The 20,217-nt window shown below is 64.2% G+C and carries 22 protein-coding genes; 17 read left to right on the top strand and 5 right to left on the bottom strand.

The features are described from left to right. Positions 1–16 precede the first annotated feature (16 nt). Both ATE62_RS18160 and ATE62_RS18155 read left to right on the top strand, forming a co-directional pair. Positions 17–1,774 (top strand): PIN-like domain-containing protein, encoded by a 1,758-nt coding sequence (locus tag ATE62_RS18160; RefSeq protein WP_058809147.1) that lies wholly within the window; start codon positions 17–19, stop codon positions 1,772–1,774. Then, positions 1,771–3,435, top strand: a complete 1,665-nt coding sequence (locus tag ATE62_RS18155; protein WP_058809146.1) for an ATP-binding protein — start codon at positions 1,771–1,773, stop codon at positions 3,433–3,435. Before ATE62_RS18160 ends, ATE62_RS18155 begins: the two co-directional genes overlap by 4 nt. A 122-nt stretch (positions 3,436–3,557) precedes the next feature. Here the strand turns inward: ATE62_RS18155 and ATE62_RS23395 are convergent, their stop codons facing one another. Next, entirely contained in the window at positions 3,558–3,743 is a 186-nt protein-coding gene (locus tag ATE62_RS23395) for a hypothetical protein (RefSeq protein ID WP_156416892.1), read from the bottom strand. 253 nt (positions 3,744–3,996) lie between these two features. On the opposite strand from ATE62_RS23395, the gene ATE62_RS18150 reads away from it, so the two are divergent. The 6 genes from ATE62_RS18150 to ATE62_RS18125 are packed head-to-tail and all read left to right on the top strand — an operon-like array spanning position 3,997 to position 7,668. Next, complete coding sequence (locus tag ATE62_RS18150) at positions 3,997–4,485, top strand: hypothetical protein (RefSeq protein ID WP_058540022.1); 489 nt, start codon at positions 3,997–3,999, stop codon at positions 4,483–4,485. An 8-nt stretch (positions 4,486–4,493) separates the two neighbouring features. After that, the gene (locus ATE62_RS18145; protein ID WP_058809145.1) at positions 4,494–5,345 is read left to right on the top strand and encodes a GIY-YIG nuclease family protein; all 852 of its coding nucleotides are present in this window, start codon (positions 4,494–4,496) and stop codon (positions 5,343–5,345) included. A 55-nt stretch (positions 5,346–5,400) separates the two neighbouring features. After that, a complete protein-coding gene (locus tag ATE62_RS18140; RefSeq protein ID WP_058815266.1) occupies positions 5,401–5,871 on the top strand; it encodes a hypothetical protein in 471 nt (156 codons plus the stop codon). Further along, positions 5,855–6,529 (top strand): hypothetical protein, encoded by a 675-nt coding sequence (locus tag ATE62_RS18135; protein ID WP_058809143.1) that lies wholly within the window; start codon positions 5,855–5,857, stop codon positions 6,527–6,529. The genes ATE62_RS18140 and ATE62_RS18135 overlap by 17 nt, the downstream gene beginning before the upstream one ends. Further along, positions 6,514–6,966 carry a hypothetical protein gene (locus ATE62_RS18130; RefSeq protein ID WP_058815267.1) on the top strand — a complete coding sequence of 151 codons (453 nt, stop codon included), beginning with the start codon at positions 6,514–6,516 and terminating at the stop codon, positions 6,964–6,966. Before ATE62_RS18135 ends, ATE62_RS18130 begins: the two co-directional genes overlap by 16 nt. Positions 6,967–7,020: 54 nt before the next feature. Then, entirely contained in the window at positions 7,021–7,668 is a 648-nt protein-coding gene (locus tag ATE62_RS18125; RefSeq protein WP_058809141.1) for a hypothetical protein, read from the top strand. 45 nt (positions 7,669–7,713) lie between these two features. On the opposite strand, the gene ATE62_RS18120 is transcribed toward ATE62_RS18125, so the two are convergent. Then, the gene (locus ATE62_RS18120) at positions 7,714–8,499 is read right to left on the bottom strand and encodes a hypothetical protein (protein ID WP_058809140.1); all 786 of its coding nucleotides are present in this window, start codon (positions 8,497–8,499) and stop codon (positions 7,714–7,716) included. Positions 8,500–8,890: 391 nt separating this feature from the next. Continuing rightward, positions 8,891–9,085: a hypothetical protein gene (locus tag ATE62_RS18115; protein WP_231728035.1), complete on the bottom strand. Its 195-nt coding sequence runs from the start codon at positions 9,083–9,085 to the stop codon at positions 8,891–8,893. Positions 9,086–9,246: 161 nt separating this feature from the next. Between ATE62_RS18115 and ATE62_RS18110 the strand changes: the two genes are divergently transcribed. From ATE62_RS18110 to ATE62_RS18100, 3 genes are all read left to right on the top strand, one after another. After that, entirely contained in the window at positions 9,247–9,711 is a 465-nt protein-coding gene (locus tag ATE62_RS18110; protein ID WP_058809138.1) for a DUF736 domain-containing protein, read from the top strand. Between the two features lie 73 nt (positions 9,712–9,784). Then, entirely contained in the window at positions 9,785–10,807 is a 1,023-nt protein-coding gene (locus tag ATE62_RS18105) for an SLOG family protein (protein ID WP_058809137.1), read from the top strand. Between the two features lie 7 nt (positions 10,808–10,814). Beyond that, positions 10,815–11,048 carry a DUF6117 family protein gene (locus ATE62_RS18100; protein WP_058809153.1) on the top strand — a complete coding sequence of 78 codons (234 nt, stop codon included), beginning with the start codon at positions 10,815–10,817 and terminating at the stop codon, positions 11,046–11,048. 43 nt (positions 11,049–11,091) lie between these two features. Here ATE62_RS18100 and ATE62_RS18095 read toward each other — a convergent pair whose 3' ends face one another. Then, the gene (locus tag ATE62_RS18095; RefSeq protein ID WP_156416893.1) at positions 11,092–11,562 is read right to left on the bottom strand and encodes an SRPBCC domain-containing protein; all 471 of its coding nucleotides are present in this window, start codon (positions 11,560–11,562) and stop codon (positions 11,092–11,094) included. Between the two features lie 375 nt (positions 11,563–11,937). On the opposite strand from ATE62_RS18095, the gene ATE62_RS18090 reads away from it, so the two are divergent. Then, positions 11,938–12,909 (top strand): DUF2493 domain-containing protein, encoded by a 972-nt coding sequence (locus ATE62_RS18090; protein WP_058809135.1) that lies wholly within the window; start codon positions 11,938–11,940, stop codon positions 12,907–12,909. Between the two features lie 198 nt (positions 12,910–13,107). Here the strand turns inward: ATE62_RS18090 and ATE62_RS18085 are convergent, their stop codons facing one another. Continuing rightward, positions 13,108–13,347 carry a hypothetical protein gene (locus tag ATE62_RS18085; protein ID WP_058539864.1) on the bottom strand — a complete coding sequence of 80 codons (240 nt, stop codon included), beginning with the start codon at positions 13,345–13,347 and terminating at the stop codon, positions 13,108–13,110. Between the two features lie 461 nt (positions 13,348–13,808). Between ATE62_RS18085 and ATE62_RS18080 the strand changes: the two genes are divergently transcribed. Genes ATE62_RS18080 through ATE62_RS22985 form a run of 5 tightly spaced genes read left to right on the top strand, consistent with a single transcriptional unit; the run spans position 13,809 to position 19,808 of the window. After that, on the top strand, positions 13,809–14,111 hold the full coding sequence (locus ATE62_RS18080; RefSeq protein WP_058539870.1) for a CopG family transcriptional regulator: 303 nt from the start codon (positions 13,809–13,811) through the stop codon (positions 14,109–14,111). Further along, entirely contained in the window at positions 14,108–16,102 is a 1,995-nt protein-coding gene (locus tag ATE62_RS18075; RefSeq protein WP_058809134.1) for a type IV secretion system DNA-binding domain-containing protein, read from the top strand. Before ATE62_RS18080 ends, ATE62_RS18075 begins: the two co-directional genes overlap by 4 nt. Next, positions 16,099–19,041: a MobF family relaxase gene (gene mobF / locus ATE62_RS18070; RefSeq protein ID WP_058809133.1), complete on the top strand. Its 2,943-nt coding sequence runs from the start codon at positions 16,099–16,101 to the stop codon at positions 19,039–19,041. Before ATE62_RS18075 ends, mobF begins: the two co-directional genes overlap by 4 nt. Beyond that, a complete protein-coding gene (locus tag ATE62_RS22990) occupies positions 19,031–19,591 on the top strand; it encodes a lytic transglycosylase domain-containing protein (protein WP_231728036.1) in 561 nt (186 codons plus the stop codon). Before mobF ends, ATE62_RS22990 begins: the two co-directional genes overlap by 11 nt. 13 nt (positions 19,592–19,604) lie before the next feature. Beyond that, positions 19,605–19,808 (top strand): helix-turn-helix domain-containing protein, encoded by a 204-nt coding sequence (locus ATE62_RS22985; protein ID WP_082660189.1) that lies wholly within the window; start codon positions 19,605–19,607, stop codon positions 19,806–19,808. The last annotated feature ends 409 nt before the right edge of the window (positions 19,809–20,217 follow it).

Here is a 20,217-nt window from a genome sequence, read left to right as displayed (position 1 = left end):
CTCTCGCAGTGAGTGCATGCGGCAGATCCAGGAGGCTTTCCGGTCTGACGGCGCCCGGATTTATGTCGACGCAAGCGTTCTCATCCACTGCTACGAAATGAGCCGCAGTGCCCGCGAGGAACTGCTCAACGCGCTCGATTCCTTCGGGCCCAAGGTGCGTATTCCCGTCTGGTCAGCGAAGGAAACCTGGGATCATACCCGCGCGCTGCGGACAAAATGGCCCTTGAAAGCAACCGCCAAGACCCTGAGCAACTATATGGCGCGATTTCGGTCCGAAAGCCTTCGCTACGTCGATGAGCGCACCTTCGGCGACATGAGCATGGAGCAATTCTCACGCGAGCTTGATGGTTTTCTCGCTACGGGAGAGGCGCTCGCCAAGCGGGCCGAGCACATCGACCCCGGGCACGATGACGCAAATGCGCGCTTGCTGCCGTTCATCGCCGGTCACGCCCTCACATCCGACATGACGATCATCTACGATGAGGTAAACCGGACGGGCGAGGCGCGCTACAGTCATGACGTTCCTCCCGGCTTCGGCGATGGCGGCGTGAGGACTCAAAATGGAGAAGGCGAGGAAGGCGAAGGATCGGCCCAACTCAAGGGTAAGAAGCGCAACCGCTTCGGCGACCTTATCATGTGGCTCGAGGCGCTGCAGGATTGCGGTGCGCCGGAAGCCAAGCATCTTGTGATCGTGACACGCGACAACACCAAGAAGGACTGGGTCTATAATCCCGAACGCGTTGCGACCGACGAGGGCGGCCTCCTGCAGAATGGCGGCCTCATCACCCTTCCGCTCCCGCTTCTCGCACAGGAAGCGAAATTTCGCTGCCCGCACCTCGAAGGGATCCACGTGATCTCGCTCGAAATGCTCACGCACATTCTGCGGACAGGTCATGGCGCGCGCGTCACAAACCTTGTCCGCGCGCTTCAGCCCGATGTGGGCAACCCGCGCGGAAGCGTGCGCGACGGGCGCGCCGAACGACGCGGGGAAAGTGCCGAGGGCGAGCCCGTTGCCGTGAGCTTCGGATCGTCGGACATGATATTCGAGCCCGGGGAGGATACAGAAGGCCCGGTCTGGCGAGCGGTTAACGCGCTCCGTGCGGAAGGCTGGAGCATAACCAACGCGGCGGCCGCGGCGCTGACCGAATATATGCACCAGGTCAATGCCGATCAAGCCAAGCAAATTGGCCGGGGCATTGTCGCAGCGTCGAACGACGACGCGCTGAAGCCGATCGAACTCGCACAGCATGTTCTCAACGGCGACGAATATTCGGCGGAGATACGGGCCAACCTCCTCGTCGGCATGCTCGGCGAGACCTATTTTGACGAAAATGGCGAGCCGAGGAAGCCGACGGCGCACAGCGATATCACCGGTATCCTCTTCGATCACGCCGGCGACGCCGACACACGCGTCGCCTATGAAGCGACGATCGCGACGACACTCGATCCCTTCCGGAAACTCTATCTCGCTCTTCCGGGCGAACCGGAACGCGGCATCCCGATCGAACTCCAGCTCAGCGGCAGCCGCCTTATCGGTTGCCAGGCCGATGGAAAGGATTTGCTCGAAATGAATGCCCCTGAATCGCGTCAGCTCGTGAGCGGCGGCAAGAGCGAGGAAATGCCGGTCACTGATCTGCTCGCAGCACTGGCGCGCGAGTTCGTGGTCCCTGAGACCATGCTGACTCTCGAAGGCCCGACCAATTTCCAGATCGAACTTCCCGAGCGGATAGGTTTTGTCGGCTGGGGCCCGAACAGCGGAGAATTGCTGCGATGACGAAAGCCCAGGTGCCCGCCGACTCAGTGATCGTCGGATCCTATTCGCTCGAATCCCTGACCACGGGTATGTATGAAGATCCGCGGCACTGTATCCGCGAATATGTACAAAATGGCTATGACGCGATCCGTGCCGCGCGGGCCGTTGAACTGATCGGTCCGGCCGAAGGCCTCGTCACGGTTTCGATCAGCGGCTCGCAAAGTCGTCCCACGATCACCGTCAAGGACGATGGCACCGGCATTCCCTCCGCGCAGGCCGTCGGCATTCTCGTGTCTGTCGGCGCCAGCACCAAACGCTCGACGCTGAATGCAGGATTTCGGGGGATCGGGCGCCTTGCCGGCATCGCCTATTGTACGACCCTTCGTTTCTCCACCACCGTGGCCGGTGAGGATGTCGCGACCATCGTCGAGTTCGATTGCGGCCGCCTGCGAGGTTTCATGAAGCCCAGCGCGGACTATCAGGATATTCGCGAAGTCATCCGGCAATGCTCCACGAGCGACATCAGGACGGCACCGGTTGATGCCCATTGGACCGAGGTTGAAATGATCGGCCTCACCGGTGTCGGTCTCGAATTTGCCGAAATCGAAAAGCTGGTGCCCTATCTCCGACAGGTTTGTCCGACCGACTATTCGGATCGCTTCACCTTCGCGCCGCGCATCCGGAATTTCGCCGAGACAGTCGGACATCCGATCGGCTCGATCGAGGTTGAAACGCGCTACAAGCGCGAACGCACCCAGATCCTCAAGGCCTATGACGATGCGACGCCGACGAGCGATCCGCGCAAGCCATCGACCGTGAATGACATCGAACTCATCAACAACGCCGAGCTCGGCTGGCATGGCTGGATCGCCCGTTCGAACTTCAAGGGAGAACTTACCGACGACACGGTCGCAGGCGTGCGCTTCCGGATGAAAAATATCCAGATAGACGGGTCGAGCCTCATCGAGACTTTAGGGTCTGAGCTGACACTCGGTGGCACCGAAGGCCGCCTCCAACGCTACGCCGTCGGAGAGATTTTCATCACCAATCCCGCCGTAATCCCCAACGCGCGCCGCGACGGGTTCGAGGACAGCGCGGCCTGGCGCCAGATCCGCACTGACGTGAAGACGAAGGTCGCAAAGCGCGTCGTCACCCTCGTCCGGGAAGCCTCGAAGAGCCGGACGACGCTCCGCTCGATCGCCAGCGAAATAGCCGGGCTCGCGCGAACGATCGATGCGGAGTGGATCGAACCTGTCGTTGCCGACCGGGTCGCCGCCACCATCAATCGCATCCTTGCCCGGCTGAAGCCTGAGAAGCTCACCGGCGGAGACCCCGATGAGGTCGGTGGCCATGTGTCGAGGCTCAAGACATTGCAGGAGAAGCTCGACGAACTGCGCGCCCGCCCGAAACCGGAACCCGAGAGACCCCAGGAGGGAGGTGGCAACGTGCCTGCGCCGGAGGACGATGATGGCGGTGGTGCGGATGACGGCAACGACATTGGCGGCGGCAGCGGCGAAAGCGATGACGTCGGCGACGACGACAAGATGGATTCCCCCGACGCCTGGCCTGCCGACCGCATGCTGGCAGCTGTGCGCTTCATCATCGAATCCGAACAGGGTGCAGAGGAGGCGCAGCGCATATTCGCGGCTGCCGCTGCCCATCTTGCTGCGGGAGGACCATGACCCACGGGCTTTACGTCATCGCATCTCTCGCCGGATGAGCGCTGCCGCCCTGTTCCAGACGATATCCGTGAGAATCAGACCATGCTGCCGGACGGCAAAACAGAGCCCATAGGGAAAGATACTCATGTCGTGCGCCGAAGCGGTGCCTCGAGGAGCAGTTGCAGCGTCTTTCGCTTGCGCCTTATTCGGGCAATAATCTCCGTCACACGCGACGGCGACAATCCGAATTGCCGTCCGAGTGCCGCATAGCTTGCCCCTTCGCTATGCAGCCTCTCCATTTCGGCATTCCGGGCATCCTTCACCGTCATCGATCTTGTCCTCATATCGAGATCCCCGACGGCGTTTCGCCGTTGGACCGGTCCTCCCAGTATCTCGCCGCGAGATCATCACGCAAGTAGAAGTTCATTCTATGTTCCTGTCCGCTCTCCGGCTTCGAATTCTTCTCGTTCTGCCACTCCGGCGAAGGACGCTATAGCGATCCACGGCTTTGACTGGCTTTGGAACAAGCTTTTCTTCATGGTCCGTCCGCATCATGGATATGGAAAGGGGAATGGCCGGCCGATGATCGAACAGGAACAAGCCAGCTGGAAATCCCGTGACTATTTCGCCGAAATGTATGTGGCGGGCCTGATGGCCGACGCCGGCTGGAACCTCTATTTCCCGCACCGCGACCAGGGGTTCGACATGATCGCAACCTATGCTGCCGCCGACGGTATGATCGTCCGGCCAGTCCAGGTGAAGGGCAAATATCCGACCGAGGGAAAAACAGACAAGGCTCGCTACGGTTATGTGGGTCCGATCACGGCTTTTCATGACGACATGATCCTGGCAATCCCGCTCTTCGCAGGGCTCGAGGATCCTGCGCCGCGACACATCGCCTGGATGCCGCGCAAGGCCATTCGTCCCGCCGCCCAGGATCGCTGGCGATGCGAACCGGCGCGCTTCGTCGATGGCTTGCCAAAGCCCCGCGACACTTTTCTGGGATATTTCGACCAGGTGGGATTAATGCGCTGGGTCCTGCCCACCATCGATCCGATCCTGGCGGACTAGCCGCCGCGATGCCGCTAACCTTCAACATGCTGCTGCGCTCGGAAGGCATCGATCCGGCCGAGGTGCGCCTGCTCCGTCATCAGACCGAGAAGGAGCGTGGCCGCACACCTTATTCGCTCTGGCGCGACGATCCCGCTGCCTTCGAGCGATATCAATCCGTCCAGGACGTGAAACAGCGCAGCCATTTCCGCAGTGCCTTTTGGGCGAGCTTCGTGGCGCCGCCCGGCGGCGGCACCCTGTTCGTCGGCCTCTATCGGGTGAAGCTGATCGGCGCCGTCGCGGTCGGTGCGATCGACGCCTTCACCGGGCGGGGCATCGGCGAGGAGAAGGGCTGGGCGCAATATGATCAATATGACTGTATATTGATGCCGGATCTCGCTGACTATGTCGGCCGCCTGTCCATCCATTGGGGTGATAGCGCGAGCAGCCGCCGCGCCTGGAAGCAGCGGGCGGAGCTGCGCGACAAGCCGATCGTTGAGCTCTTGCGTGCCTTTCGCGAGGATCCCTTCCCGGGCTTCACCAATCTCGTCCGTCCGCTGTCCGAGGTCGAGACGATACCAGCGGCGTGGAAGGAAGTGCTCGCCGCCAGCCGAGGGGTCTATCTGCTCGCCTGTCCGCGCACGCGTGAACATTATGTCGGGTCCGCCTGCTCAGCCGGAGGGTTCCTCGCGCGCTGGCGCGATTATGTCGCGTCCGGTCATGGCGGCAATGTCGGCCTCAGAATCCGCGACCCTTCCGATTTTACGGTCAGCATCCTCGAGGTCGCGGGGTCGGCCGCCTCGGAGGCCGACATCCTTGCCATGGAAGCTCAATGGAAAGCGAAGCTTTTGAGCCGCACCATCGGCCTCAACCGCAATTGAGTAGGTGCGATGCGACCTTGCCCCTCGGTTGCCAGCCCGGCAGGAGAATACGGCCATGATGCGCGGTGACGAGATCGACCGGGAATTCCGGGCCATCGTGTTCGACTTCTTCTATTGGTTCTCGCGCTTCGAATTCGCGCTGAAGGAAAGGCGCTATCTGAAGTCGCATGTGGTCGGACGGAAAGCGGAACCGAGCTGGAAGGAATTCTGGGAAGCCCATGAAGGTGCGTACAAACTGACGCCCGCAGCCAAAGCGCTCATCGCGGCAAAACCCGAACGGCAGATCGTCGGCGAGCCCGACCATGATTTCGAAGAGCCGCCGATCCCCGAAGATGCCTCGGACCTCCAAGCACTGACGATATACGTCCGGACGGTCCGTAACAACCTCTTCCACGGCGGCAAGCATGGGCTTAGCTATTGGAGCGATCCGCCGCGTACCCGTCTTCTCCTCACGACCACGATCACCATTCTCGATGAGCTGGCCAGACTCGGCGGTTTTGGCGGCGATTATGATCTCTATTACTGAACCCCATGGCTCTCCGCCCGAACCCACCGCCTATTTTATCGATGAGAGCGGCCATAGCGGCGATCTCGCAGCCACCCGCGCGCTCGATTTCGCCGATCAGCCGGTCTTCGCGCTTGCCTGTATCGGCGTCGCCGATGCAAGGGCGCTCGGCGCCGAGATGGAACGCCTGCGCGGTGTCCATGGCTGCGGCCCGGGCGAGCTCAAATCGGCCATGGCGCGCTTGCCCCGGTTCGTGACCGACCTCGCGGCCTATCTGAAGGCGCGGGACTGCCCGGTCTTCATCGAGCTCGTTGACAAGCGCTTCTTTATCGCCACGCATGTTGTGACCTATCTGCTCTGCGGCGGGCTTGGCCTGGGCCAGGTGCCCGAACCTGTTCGCAACGCCGTCGCCGAATTCCTGACCGACGAACCGGCCGACGCTCTCCTGCTCGGCTATCTCGCAGCATGCCGCGAGCCGTCGCTCCCGGCTATCCGCGTGCTTCTCGATGAGCTGTGGGCCTGGTTCGACCCTCGGACGGAGACATCGCCAGAGTCGGCCAGTTTCTCACAATGGAAGCCCGAGACCGTGCCTGTCGGGCCGACGCCGACACAAGGGCCTTCCTGCCGCTGCCCGACCGGACCGAGTCCGACCGGATGGTCTGGATGCTGCCCAACCTGACATCGCTCGCTCATATCTATGGCCGCATCAACCTGTCCCGTGCCGGGGGTCTCGAAGGCGTGAGCCTCGTCCATGACGAGCAACTCCAATATGGCCGCGTTCTTGCCGACACCAAGGCGGCGATGGATGACCTCGCCCGGCAGGGGCCTGTCATGCATCTTCCCTTCGCCGACTATGACGTGTCCGGCGCCGCCGCGTTATGCTTCACCGCCAGCACGAACGATCTGTGCTTGCAGGCCAGCGATCTCCTTGCCGGTTGCGCCATGCGGTTCGCGCGCGATGCCGCGGACAAGCGGCGCCGGCTCGATCCGTCGCTGCGCGAGGCCTTTTTCGCGCTCTTGAGGCTCACCGACGCGTCCAGGGGCCACGGTGTCAATCTCGTCTTCACCTATGCGGCGCTGGGCCGGATGGGCATACCGGTCCACCGGGCGTTCTGAACGCCTTGTGGGAGGGAGGGCCTAAAGCGGCCAAACTTCGCGGGGGAGCGTGAGATGATCCATATCGAACCCCTGATGACGCGCTTGAGCGCCCGACGTCCGATCTTCCACTCGGAGGCGGACTTTCAGCACGAACTGGCGATCGAACTCCGCGCCATGGATCCCGCGCTCGCGCTGCGGCTCGAATATCCCTTCGGGCTCGGTGCGCGCGCCAGCCTCGATATCCTGCTCCGAAAGAAGAACGTACTGGCCGGCCTCGAGCTCAAATATCTGTGCCGCGCCGCCGATGTCTCGGTCGCCGGCGAGGCGTTCCGCCTGCGCCATCAAAGCGCGCACGACATCCGCCGCTACGACGTCTGCAAGGATGTCGTCCGCATGGAGGCCTTCTGCGAACGCTTCGGCGCCACCGGCGGCGTCCTCATCCTCACCAACGACCCGGCCTATTGGTCGCCGCGCCGGCACGCCGACACGTTCGACGCCGCGTTCAACCTCGCCGACCTTCGGGTGCTTGGCGGCACGCTGGCCTGGGCCGAGGGCGCCGGCTCGGGAACGACCAGGGGGCGGGAGGTGCCGCTGGCAATCGCCGGTAGCTATCCGCTGGCTTGGCGCGACTATGCCGATGTCGGTGGAGCCGGCGGCCGCTTGCGCTATCTCTTTATCCCCATCGGCTGCGTCGAAACCCGAGGCGCCGCGGACGCTTGAGCATCGCGTCGTAGCATGTCGTCGCTATTTTCAGCCACGGCTCCGCTAGACCCAGACCGCGGAGCCATAGGCACGTCGGAGCGCGCGACGCCGCTCTTCTTCGCGGCGGGCCTGCGCCCGGGCTCCTTCGGGCCTGATCTCGCAATCAAGATCGTAGAGCGACGCCTTGGCCATGTTGAAGCCCGCATTGAGAGTCTCGCGGCCAAAATCGTCGGTATGGGGCTTCGCGTCGAACCCGGCATGGATTGCGGCCGCGATCAGCAGGCCATTGGGGACATAGACCGGCCCGAGCTTTTCGCCGCCGGGATAGCGGCATTCATAATTCTCGGCGATATGCTTCAGCCAATAGCTGTTGGTCGCGGGCCGGATCGTTTTCGTTCGTTCGACCCGCGCGACGAAGGCGAGACTGGCGAGGAAGGGTTCGGCCGAATGACCGCTGACCAGCTCGGCCCGGTCGTCGTCGAAGCGCTGGCGCCGCACCGCTGCCGTGTCGTCCGGCTGCCATTCGCCGATGCCGAAGCCGCTAGCGGTCAGCGTCGGATAGCGCTCGGCTACCTGCTCGAGTGCAGCCTTGGCGACCGCTCGGTACAGTGCCGTACCCGGACCGTGGAAGTCATGCTGCGCCAGATAGGCCGTAAACGCCGCGCCATCGGCGACGGCATGATGACCCGCGTCCGTATTCGCCTTGAGCGACGCATAGGTCCGGTATGCCAGCCCCCGCGCGAGCGCTTCGCAGCGGTGCGACGATTTGACCTCGGGCAGCGCCTTGGTCAGCGAACGTTTGACCGCATCGACAGCGGACGCAGTGACGGAAATGGACAGGGTGAACATTGAGCACCTCCAGGAGGGGCATGGCCGTTCGCCGATTACGCAGCTGCCCGGTGGAAGGGTGCCTCGGGATCATGATGCAAAAGCTCGATGGTCTTCGGACGTTTGACCCGGCGACAGGTCACAGGTGTCCAACCCGAAATGCGATATAGGAATCCCGGTTCGGCGCCGCAAGGGGCTGCGCAGCGGTTCGCTCTGAACCATTCCGCTGACGGAGGTGAGCGAGGACGGCTGCCCGCTGGCGCGGGCACCGCCGCTCTATCTCCGCGTCGCTCGCGCGCCGCTCCGACCGAGCGCCGGCTGCGCCGGATCTCGGCCCTGCCGGATGACGATAGGCTCCCGGGGGAAGAAAGGCGCGGGGTGAAGGATAGGGTGGATGTGGAGATCAGCGGCGCTAGCGGAAAGGCCGCGGACGGCGGTCGGCCGCGTCGGCGGAGGCCTCGAGATCGGCAGCAAGCTGACGCAGCGCCCGTGCGGCGCCCAGCCGTTCGAGGCCGTCGCCATGCGCGGCCGCGCTGCCGCGCTCGGCGCGGGACCGCGCCAGCCGCGCGACCGTTCGCATCGTCTCCGAGTCCATGGGTGCGATCATAGCGCCCGAGCCACCATGAAGCGAGCCTCGGTGCGGCGGCGAAGGTGAAGATCCCCTTGCGCGTCGGCACGCGGCCGCGGCGGTGGGACAGAGAGGAGAGAGGGCTTTTGGAAGGTGTCGCTTGGGACTGGCCTGAGCGACATATGTCAAAGGAAAGTCTCATGAATATCGGTGAATTCAACGTCCGCAATGGCCGTCTCCTGGGTTCGATCGCCACCCGCACGATCGATCTGCCGCGCCTCGGCCTCCGTCCCGTCGAAAGCGACAATGACCGCGCCCCGGTCTTCGAGATCATCGCGCTCAATGTCGGCAATCGCTGGGTCCAGGTCGGCGCACTCTGGGAAGCCGTCGCCAAGCACACGACCGGCGAGGTGTTTCTCCAGGGCTCGATCGACGATCCGGGCCTCGCCGAACCGCTCCCTATCGCGCTCTTCGGAAGCGATGAGGATGGCTATCGCGTCGCCTGGCGTCGCCCGCAGCGGCGCGACGATTTCGGTCCCGCGATCCGCTCGGGCCGCGCCGGCGATCCCTCGGGGGATCAGGGCGGCTTCGGCGACAGCACCGCTGGTCGCGACGGTGGCGTGATGGGCGACGAGCAGCCCGTCGATGACGAGATCCCCTTCTGACGGGCGGCTTGGCCGGGCCGGGGGCGTTCGCGCGCCCGGCCCTTTTCTCTTCTTTCATTGGAAAGGTCAGGACATGACGCACAGCCGTCCCCCAAGCATCGACCGCTTTGCCGACCTCAAGCAGCTTTATGCCGAAGCGATCGCCACCCCCGAATTCCAGGCCGCTTTCGGCGACCCGATGCCTCTCTCGATCATCGAGGCCGGGGACGAACCCGGCGAGCATGACATGCCCGAGCCGATCGCGGCGCAGGCCGAATGCGGCGGCATCGTCGCCGCCATCTTCGATCTGTTCACCGGCACGCGGCTCGAGCCCTTCGCCCCCGACATCGCCTGGGGCATCGTCAATTCCTTCCATTTCGTGGCGGGCAAGATCGAACGCCGTGAAGATGCGGTCGCCGGGGACCTTGGCGAGCTCGCCCGCCGCCCCGATCTCAGCGAGGTCTATGCGACGAGCCTCGAGGAGAAACAGATGCTCTGCCGCTCGCTCGCCGAGCAGCGCGGCGCTCTCGAATGCATGCGCGATTATGCCGCCGAGATGTACCGCGCCCTCGCGGGCTGGCCCTGGTCCCCGGCCAGGGGCTCGCGCGTCTCGACCGTCGCGACCGCGAGCCAGGTCGCGGTGCAGGACTTCCTGCGCGAACGCCAGCTCGCGGCGCGCGAACGTCATCTGCCGCAAGGGCCGATCATTGTCTTCTCCGGCCCTGCCCAATGGGAGAATTGGCAGCCGATCTGGGCGAGGCTCGACGCGATCAAGGCGCGCGTCCCGCACATGACGTTGGTCACGACGGGCCAGCGCAAGGGCGCCGACGCGATCGCCGCGGCATGGGCCGCGCGCCCCGAAAACGGGGTGCCGCTCGTCGCTTATGGTCTCTATGGTTCGGGCAAGAAGATCGCCTTCAACCGCAACCGCAAGCTCGTCGACCTAAAGCCGGTCGAGGCCTTGCTCTGTGAAGGATCGGGCCTCCAGGCCAATCTCTATCAGCTGCTCCGCAAGGCCGGCATCCCAATCCACGCCTTCCGCAAGACCGACGCGGCGATCCCGGCGGATGCGCCGCGGCGCCCCGGGGCCGCCGCCCCGGCCGCGCGGGCGGCGTGAGGGGGCCATGGCGTTCCCCGCGCGCTGCCGCGACACTTATGCCCTGCTCCTGCGCGCCGCCGAACGGCGTGACCTGGCGCTGATGGAATGCACCGGCCGCGCGACGGGCGCCCCGGTCTATGTCCTGTGCGAGATGCGGCGCGAAGGCGGCGGCCATGTCATCACCCCGCTTGCGCATCTCCATGACGGCGACCCCGCCGAACTCATCTGGCCACCGGGGCACCAGCCGACTCCCAGTTGAACCTCAAGGGCGACCCTCCTTTCGGAGTGGTCGCCTTTTTTGTTCACTCGGTCAGCAGAGCGAGCCGTCGAAGCGCGGCAGCGAGCGCCTCGCGATGCGTGTCCGCGCCGACCGCGTCCGGTACGCCGGTCGCGCGCAGCGTCACCTTGGTCCCGCTCTGTGCCGCCTCGATCAGTGTCTCGAACGTCATGGCGGCGATCTCGCGACGGTCCTCGCCGAGAAAGCGGACTCTCTCCAGTACCCGTTCGTCCGCCAGGAAATCGACGAAATGGCCCTCGACGAGGTCCTTGCCAGGCGCCGACACACCATGAGCTTCATCCGCGTAACGCAGCTCCAGGCGATAGCCGCCGCCGGCCCTGGGATCGAGCGCCGAGAAGCCGCCATCGACCCCTTCGGGAATCCGCCACGCCTTCAGCGTCTCCGGGTCGAGAAAGGTCCGGAAGAGCATGCGCGGGCTCGCCAGGATGATTCGTGACGTGCTGTCGACCCGTTCCCCCTGTTTCGGCGCACTCAAGACCTGTCATCCTTTCATGGCTACCCCGGTGCCACAGGGGCGGGGTGATCGTTGGTGCCGCCCCCCGGTCTTTTGAGGGTGGCGCCTGGGGCGCACCATTTGCGAATCGGGGGCATCGAGCCCCCGCTTCGCAAGCCTCTTCTTCTCTCTCAACTCTTTTCAGCATGGCACGGGGACGGCGCCGGCCTCAAGCACGGCGGGGCCCCACCATTTTCCTTGGCGGGGCGGGTGCGGCGCCTGTCCTTCGGGCCTCGGTGTCCGCCAAGGAAAATCGTGACCCCCACCGCCGCTTCGCGGCCCGCTGCGCGGGTCCTTGACCCCGTCGCCCGGAGCCCGTGCCGGAAAGAAGACCTCTTTTGTTTCAAGGAGGTTCTCATGACGACGATCAAATATACCCGTACCGCAGACGAAATCGCCGACCTCATCGCCGAGGAAACCGCAAGCCCGGCCTTTGAACAGGCCTTTACCGAAACCGGGGGCGGCTTTCGGATGAGTTACGCCGAGGACGAGACCGACGCGGCGATGCCGCTCGCCCGCGAGGCGGAGCTGGCAACCGAGATGGTGGTGCGCACCTTCTTCGACCTGTTCCGCGATACCCGCCTCGAAAACCTCGCCGACCGGATCGCTTGGGGCATGGTGCACAGCCTCCACAAGGTCGCGGGCCAGCTCGACGGCGAAGCCGACAAGGCGGCGCTCAAGGTCCGGGACCTCATCCGCGACGCCGACGGAAGCGAGGTGTTGTCCGCCGAACTGGAGGAGGCCCAAAGGCTCTGCCAGTCCCTCGATGAAGCGCGCGACGCGATCGACTGCATGCGCGACCATGCCGCCCGCTCCTTCGCCGCCGAGACCGGCCGCCCATGGTCGGCGCCACGGGGATCCCTGGTGTCGAGCAAGCGCACGGCTTCGGTGGTTGCAGCCGCCGACTTCCTCGCCGCCCGCCGTCAGCAGCGCATCGACCGCCACGCGCCGAAGGGGCCGGTCGTGCTCTTCTCGGGCGGCCAGAAATGGGAGGATAGCGGTACTCTCTGGAACCGGCTCGACAGCATCCGCGCGCGCGTGCCCATGATGGTCCTGGCAACCACCGCGCAGGACAAGGGCTGCGACGCCATCGCCGCCGCATGGGCCGCGAGCCGCAAGGTGCCGCTGGTCGCCTTCACCCTTGCCAAGTGGCGGAACATGGGGGACCGGGCAGGGTTCGCGCGCAACGACGCGATGCTGGCCTTGAAGCCGGTGGAAGCGATCGTCTGCGAAGGCAGCGGACTCCAGTCGCACCTCGCGCGGGGCGTGCGGGCTAAGGGCATTCCGGCGCATTTCTTCCGGCTGTCCGATCAGCGCCACGCCGCCTGAGGGCGGAAAAGGGCCGGTCCGGGCTTTCCCGGATCGGCCCTTTTTCTTGTGCGGGAGGACATTCGCCGAGCTCCAGGACCCCGTATCGGGGTCCATCGCCCGGCGATGCGATGCCGCGCTTCGCTGAGCGGCATCGGCCTCCTGCGCGCGGCTCCGCCGTGCTCGTCGCAGGGACGCCGTTCCGGCGATGACCGGGGTTCAGGTAGCAGCCGCCGGGAGCGCCTTCAGCGCTGCCACAGCGGCCGCACCGCCCGCCCTGGTCGCGAGGACGAGCACGTCCTTATACTCGCGTTCGGTCAATTGTTCCACCGGGATTTCGGCAGCGAGCGCGCCATAGCGGGCGCGGATCTGGCGGCGCACCGCCTCGGCTTCGTCCGCGAGCTTCCTCTGGTCATTGTCGATCTTTGCGAGACGTTCGCGGTCGGTCATCTTGGGCATGAACTGTTCCTTCGAAAAGAAGGTCCGCCCGCCGCTCTTTCTTATCCGCAAAATCACCCAGTGACGCAAGGACATAGGATGGGCCGGCGTGCCGCCGGCCGAAGAGAATGATCCCCTCCGGGGGGCCCCGCGCCTTCCGGCACGAGGCGGCGCAGCGCGAAAAGCGCTGCGAAGCGAGGACGCACGCCGCAAGGGCGTTTGTAATGCACCGTACGCACGGGTGCTGCGGGCGCAAAATCGCCGGAAAAGTGCCGGTTTTGCGGGTCACAAAATGGCGGACGCGATGTCTCCGATCGTCCGACGGCGTCTGACCCTTCCGCGCAAGAAACGGGCTAACCCGCTGATATCATGCGTCATACTGCGTCTGACGCCGGCAGACGCGATAAGATGTTGAGATCATGGTGCTAATCTGCTATCAAGCGGGTGCTTCATCACGCTCGGCGCTGTTCAAGGATCAGTGCTTGGCCAGAATAACGCTCCGTCTCGACGATGCGCTGCATGACCGGTTGGTTGCCGCTGCGCGAGGGATCGGGACTACACCCTCCGCCTATATCCGGGATATCCTTGACCGGTACGAAGGTCATGATCCGGCCGGCTATCACGCCCGGTTCGACGAGCTTCATGCGACCGCGATCCAGACGCTCGCGATCCTCGCCAAGTCGATCGGTCGGCGGTCGCCCGAGACCCTCGAGGAGGGACTCGCCGATGCCCGGCGCCTGCTCCGCGAAAGGGGGCTGCTCGACCCCGAGCAGGACCGCGCATGAGCATATTCCGCCATGACACGCTGGGCTCCTGGACGAGAGGCGGTCAGGCGATCGTCCACAACGTCCGGATGACCACCCAGGTCTTCTATCAGACCTGTCTCGCCGGGATCATCCTCTGGATAGGGGGTGTCCTCTGGTACGCGTTCGAGAAATCCACCGACTATGAGCGCTTCGTCCTCCTGAAGCTCGCGCAGGCGGCGATGATCGGGGACACGGTCCCCGGCGCCGCCGCGCCCCTTCTGTTCAGGACGCCTGCAGGCCGCGAATATTGGGTGAGTCCCGGGGCGCTCCTTGACTCCGGCATCGCCGAGAAAACGCTCCATGCCTTCGAAACCTATCTCCTCCAAGGGGCGGCGCTCTCGGGGGTGTTCGCACTCGCGATGCTCGCCTGGGCCTGGTTCTATTTCACCCGGACGGGCAGGGGACTCGGCTCCAACCAGTTCCTGCGCGGAGCGCGCTTCGGGACAGTCCGCCAGGTTCGTCGGGCGCTGCGCTGGCAGCCGCGCGGGAGTTTCGAGATTGGCGGCGTACAAGTGCCCGAGGCCTTCGAGCCCGAGCATATCCTGATCTGCGGTGCGCCCGGAACCGGCAAGACCAACATCATCGTCAAGATGCTCGACGGCATCCGCAAGAGAAAGCGTCGGGCTATCGTTTATGACACCGCGGGGACCTTCGTCGAGAAATTCTACCGCCCCGGGATCGACGTGCTGCTGAACCCGCTCGATGCCCGCGCGGACGCCTGGTCGCCTTGGGTCGATGTACCCCGCGACTATCATTATGACCAGATCGCCGAGTCCACGATTCCGGACAAGGCGGGCGATCCCTTCTGGGCGAAGGCGGCGCGCGGGACACTGGTCGCGGTGCTCCGGAAACTTGCCCGGCAGGAGCGGACCCTGGTCTCGATCCTGCTCGACACGCTGCTCCGGTCCAAGCTCAAGGATCTCGCCGCTTTCGCTGCCGGAACCGATGCCGCTGCCTTCATCTCGACGGAAGGTGAGCGCACCTCGGCCGGCATCCAGGCCGAGCTTGCCTCGGTGATGCGCAGCTTCTCCTATCTCGACGATACCGTCGATGGGCTGTCGATCCGCGACTGGGTGGCGAACGAGAAGGATGACAGCTGGCTTTTCATCACCGTGAAGGCCGACCAGCTTCCTTCGCTCCGGCCGCTTATCACGGTCTGGCTCGACATCGCGATCAGCGCGATCATGAGCATGGCGCCCGATCGCGACCGGCGGCTCTATTGCGTCATCGACGAACTCCCGACCCTCCAGAAGTTGCCATCACTTTCCGACTTCCTCGCCCGCGCCCGGAAATATGGCGGATGCGGTATCTTGGGGTTCCAGAGCTATCCCCAGCTCGAAGCAACCTACGGAATCCAGGATGCCGCCGCGATCACCGGCTATTGCTCGACTTGGGTGGCTTTGCGCGCGAACGACACCCCTACCGCCAAGCATGTCAGCGAGAATCTCGGCCAGGTCGAACAGGTCGAGGCCAATGAGGGCATGAGTTACGGCGTCAACGACATGCGCGACGGGGTCAATCTCTCGCGGATGCAGGTGACCCGGCCTTTGGTGATGCATACCGAGGTCACCAATCTTCCGAACCTTGCAGGCTATCTCCGGTTCGGCCGCAATCTCCCGGTTGTCCGCTTCGAGGATCGCTACAACAAGGTGCGGTCGGTGGCGGTCGCGTTCGAGGAACGAATCGATCCGCCGATCCGCCTCGATGCGCCTGGCGGTGCGGCGCTGCTGACGGAAACTCCCGCGGCGGCGAGTAAGCCGAAGCGCCGCCGCCCGGGTGACGATGCGCCGATGCTGCCACTTCCCGAGCCGCAGCCGCCGAAGAATGCTCCAACGCCCGTAGACCCGGAACCAGGGGCGCCCTCGCCACGGCCTCAGCCGGAAATCACCCTTTTCGGCAAGCCGGCGGGGTTCCGCCTGCGCCAGCACGGTCGCCGCGATGGCGACCGCGATGAGGCGAGACCGGCATGATCCATCCACGCCGCCTGAAGGGTACGCCTCGCAACCTGTCCCGCTACTACTCGGTGGGGGATTACTATACCAAGGGTGTCGACGAGCATTCGGAATGGGGTGGCCGGATCGCCGCTGAACTCGGGCTTGAGGGCAAGGTCGATCCAGCCATCTTCGAGGCGTTCCTCGAAGGTACGGTTGCCGGCCAGCAACTCGGCCGGCACAGGCAGGACGGCCGGATCCAACATCACCCCGGATGGGACTTCGCGGTCAGTGCGCCCAAATCCGTGTCGATCTTGGCCCTCGTCGCCGAAGACACGCGCATCGTGGCCGCGCATGAGCGCGCGGTCGGCGTCGCGCTTTCCTATCTGGAGGAACATGCAACGCTACGCCACCGCGATGGAGGTACGATTGTCCACGAGACGACCGGGCGCCTGATCTTCGCGCGGTTCACCGAACACGCCTCGCGCGAGCTCGATCCGCATCTCCACACCCATGTCGTCGTAATGAACATGACTAATCGCGCGGATGGCGCGCAAATGGCCAGCCTCGAGACCCGCGCCATGTTCGCCGAGCAGATGACCGCGGGGCAAGTCTATCGGAGTGAACTCGCGCACGCGCTGAGAGAGCTTGGCTATGCCGTCGATTTCGACCCTCGCAAGGGTCTTTTCGAGATCAGGGGCGTTCCGCGCGAACTGATCGAGACTTATTCGACCCGCGCCGCCCAGATCGAGGAACATGCCCGTGAGCACGGTCTCACAGGGCAGGCGGCGCGGCGCATATCCTTCTACGAAACCCGCGGACCCAAGGAACGCGCGTCGCTGGATGATTTGCATGGGCGCTGGACCGCTCGCCTCGAACCCCATCGGGAGATGCTGGACAAGCTGATCCTCGCCGCAGCTCAAACCGGCGAGCGGATGATCCCGGTCGAGCCGATGACCGCCGCGCGCGCGATGCTGTTCGGCATCCGGCAGTCGGAAGGCCGCGAGGCTGTCAATAATCTCGGACAGTTCCTCCGCACCGCGCTCGCCAGTCATGTCGGCGAGGTGCGGCTAGCCGACATCCGCCCTCTTGTCGAAGCGCACGAGGATCGCGCGAAGCTCCTCGTGACCCGGCACGAGACGGGCGACGCTGTGCATGTGCGCGGGCGGACCACGCGGCGCACGGCACGGCTGGAGCTCGCGCTTGTCGATCATCTGGCACTGGCGCTAGGAGACGCCGTTCCGGTCGCGCCGCGCGAACGGCTGGAGCGGATGAGCGAGGAAGCGGGGCTGAACGCAGCGCAGGAGGCAGCGCTCCTCCATATCGGCACGACGACTGATCGTGTGGTCGGTGTTCATGGTGTCGCCGGCGCGGGGAAGTCGACGCTGGTCAAGGCACTCCGTGAAGCGGCGGATCCGGACACGGCGATCATCGCGCTCGCCCCGACTTCGTCGGCCGCCGCGAATCTCGGCGCCACCGCGGGAATAGAGTCGCGGACGGTCGCGAGCCTTATCGCGGGCGGAGGGTACGGCCTCGATGACCGGCATGCGCTGGTGCTCGACGAGGCGGGCCAGCTCGGCAACCGGCAGGCGCTACGGGTGCTGGAGATCAGCCGGCTGACGGGAGCGCGGCTGATCCTGCTCGGTGACAACCGGCAGACGGGTGCGATCGAACAGGGCAAGGCCTTCTGGCTGATGCAGCGCCTGGGGCTCCCGAAGGCCGAACTTCCCGAATCGGTCCGCCAGGAAACGCGGGCGATGAAGGCGGCAGTCACCCAGGCCCGGCTTTTCAACTATGCCGCATCAATCGCCAATCTCGACAAGGTGTCGAGCGGAGAAGCCGCCGACAAGCTCGCCGAGGAGCTCGTCCGCGAATGGACGCATCTCAAGCCTGAGAACCGGGCGAACACCAATATCCTTGTCCTTGAGAATGCGACCCGGCTTATCGTCAACACCAAGGTGCGCGAGGCACTGAAGACCGAAGGCGCGGTCGCGGCCCAAGAGACCCGTCTCGCTGTGCTAACCCCTTCAGGCCTGACGGATCAGGAGAAGCATTTTGCGCGCTTTTATTCGGGCGGACAGGTGCTCGTTTTCTCGCGCGAGAATGCCGGGCTCGGCATCGCCCGAGACACCGAATATCGGGTCGTTGGCATCGGGCGCGACGCGCGCGGACGACAGATCGTCCGCCTCGTCGACGAGAATGGCAGGACCATTCGTTGGGATCCGAGCCTTGGGCGGGCCTCGCAGGTTAATGTGTTCAAGGCGGAGGAACGCGACCTTGCGGCGGGCGACCGCGTTCAGTGGCGTCTGGTGTCGCATGATCTCGGCGTCCGCAATGCCGACCGCGGAACGGTCGAGCGGCTGGAGGGCGCGCAGGCGACGATCCGCTGGGACCGCGACGGGCGTGTGCAAACGATCGATCTCGGCCGGCACAAGAATTGGGACCATGGCTATGCCGAGACCGTCTATTCGGCGCAGTCCAAAACCTATGACCGCGTCTATGTGCTTGCCCCGGTCAACTCCCCGCTGGTCACGGGCCAGAATTATTACACGGCGATCACGCGTGCGCGGTTTGGCGTAAAGCTCTGGACTGAGGATGAGAAACGGCTCGTCGACCGGCTCGAACGGCGGTCCGGTGAGAAGACGTCGGCGCTTGAAGGCTTGGGGCGTCTCCACCGCGACAATGAGCGAAGCCGGACTGCGCGGCATGGAGGTCGTCTCGATAAGCTGCGTGACGAGCAGCGGCATGACCGTGAGGAGCGGATGATGGCCGACCGCGCTCGACGCGAGCAGACAGAGCCCCCTGACTTCCGCTCCTATTTCGCAAACCGGGCGTTGTCGGCAGCCGAGACGATGGACAGATTCTTCCGCTCGATCCTCGACGGAGACCGGTCTTCGCGGCGCGCGTCATCCGATAGCTCGCAGGCTCCGCAGCCATCTCCCGACCATGCGAGTGAAGGAGGCCGTCATGACCGCTAACCGCCTTTATTGGATATCGATCGTAGTCACCGCGGTTGCCTTGTCGCCAGCTAGTGCCACGTTTGCCAGAGCGGAAAGCACTGCTGGAGAAGCAAGGATTGCCCAATGCATTCGCGCCGCCGCCGGCGGCCGTCAATGGCTTGAAAGGACGCTTTGGGGCTTGCGTGATCAGGAAGGCGGATGGATCGGGGCCGAGGTCAAGAACAGCGACGGCAGTCACGACCTTGGACCGCTTCAGGTCAATAGTTGGTGGGTAGGCAAAATCGCTTCGATGACAGGTCGCTCGCCCGAGATAATTCGGTGGTGGCTCGCGAACGATGCCTGTTTTAATGTCGATGCTGCACGATGGATATTCCTTTCGGGCCTTCACGCGACCGGCGACTACTGGAAAGCGATCGGCAAATACCACAGTCCAACTCTTTGGCGGCAGCGTCGCTATGCGAACGCCGTTTCCGAGCACTTGCGTCGCCGCTTCGGTGCAAACCTGTTTTCTCGACGGGCAGGCGTGACCGGACCGAGTCCGATATTCGACACGAGATCTAAGGACTGATGAAGTGAGAAAAATGAACTCCGAAGGAATTGCCCAAGCTGTGGAGCCATTGGCGGTCCGAATCCCTCTAGCTGCGCAAATGCTGGGTATCGGCAAATCGACCTTATATGAGATGATCGCCGCTGGTGAGATTGAAACAATCAAAATCGGCAGATCCACTCTTGTTCCCACGGATAGCCTTCGCGCGTTCCTGGCTAGGCGCCGTAATCCGATCTGAACAAGCATTTCCAGAACCCGTCCTTGGCCGTGTCACTCCGCTGATCGGTGCAGTCGCTTGGCGGCTCGATGTCGTCGTAAAAATCGAAACTGCGGCTTTGAGGGCTGCCGTCCAAGATCATTTCACCAAGGAGAAATGCACAAGCTGACAAAACTAGCCAGCGAAGTAGCATCGGATATTTCGTGAGCGTAACGCTTACCAACGCCGCTCCTGTTACGAAGAGCAGGAAGCCCAGGATGAGACCAAAGCTCCACCATCACGAACGATTGCCGCCGCTTTTCGGCGGATTGAAGGTTTGAATCCGAAGGCTTGGCGCCAAATCCGACGATGAATGAATTCTGGGCGCTTTACGGCCGCAGACCGTTCATCATTCCTGCCAGCTGCTGGTCCGCAATCGGCCCCGTTGCCG

This window comes from Sphingopyxis sp. HIX (genome assembly GCF_001468285.1).
In the GTDB taxonomy this organism is placed as follows: domain Bacteria; phylum Pseudomonadota; class Alphaproteobacteria; order Sphingomonadales; family Sphingomonadaceae; genus Sphingopyxis.
This window is presented reverse-complemented; position numbering and strand designations above follow the sequence as displayed.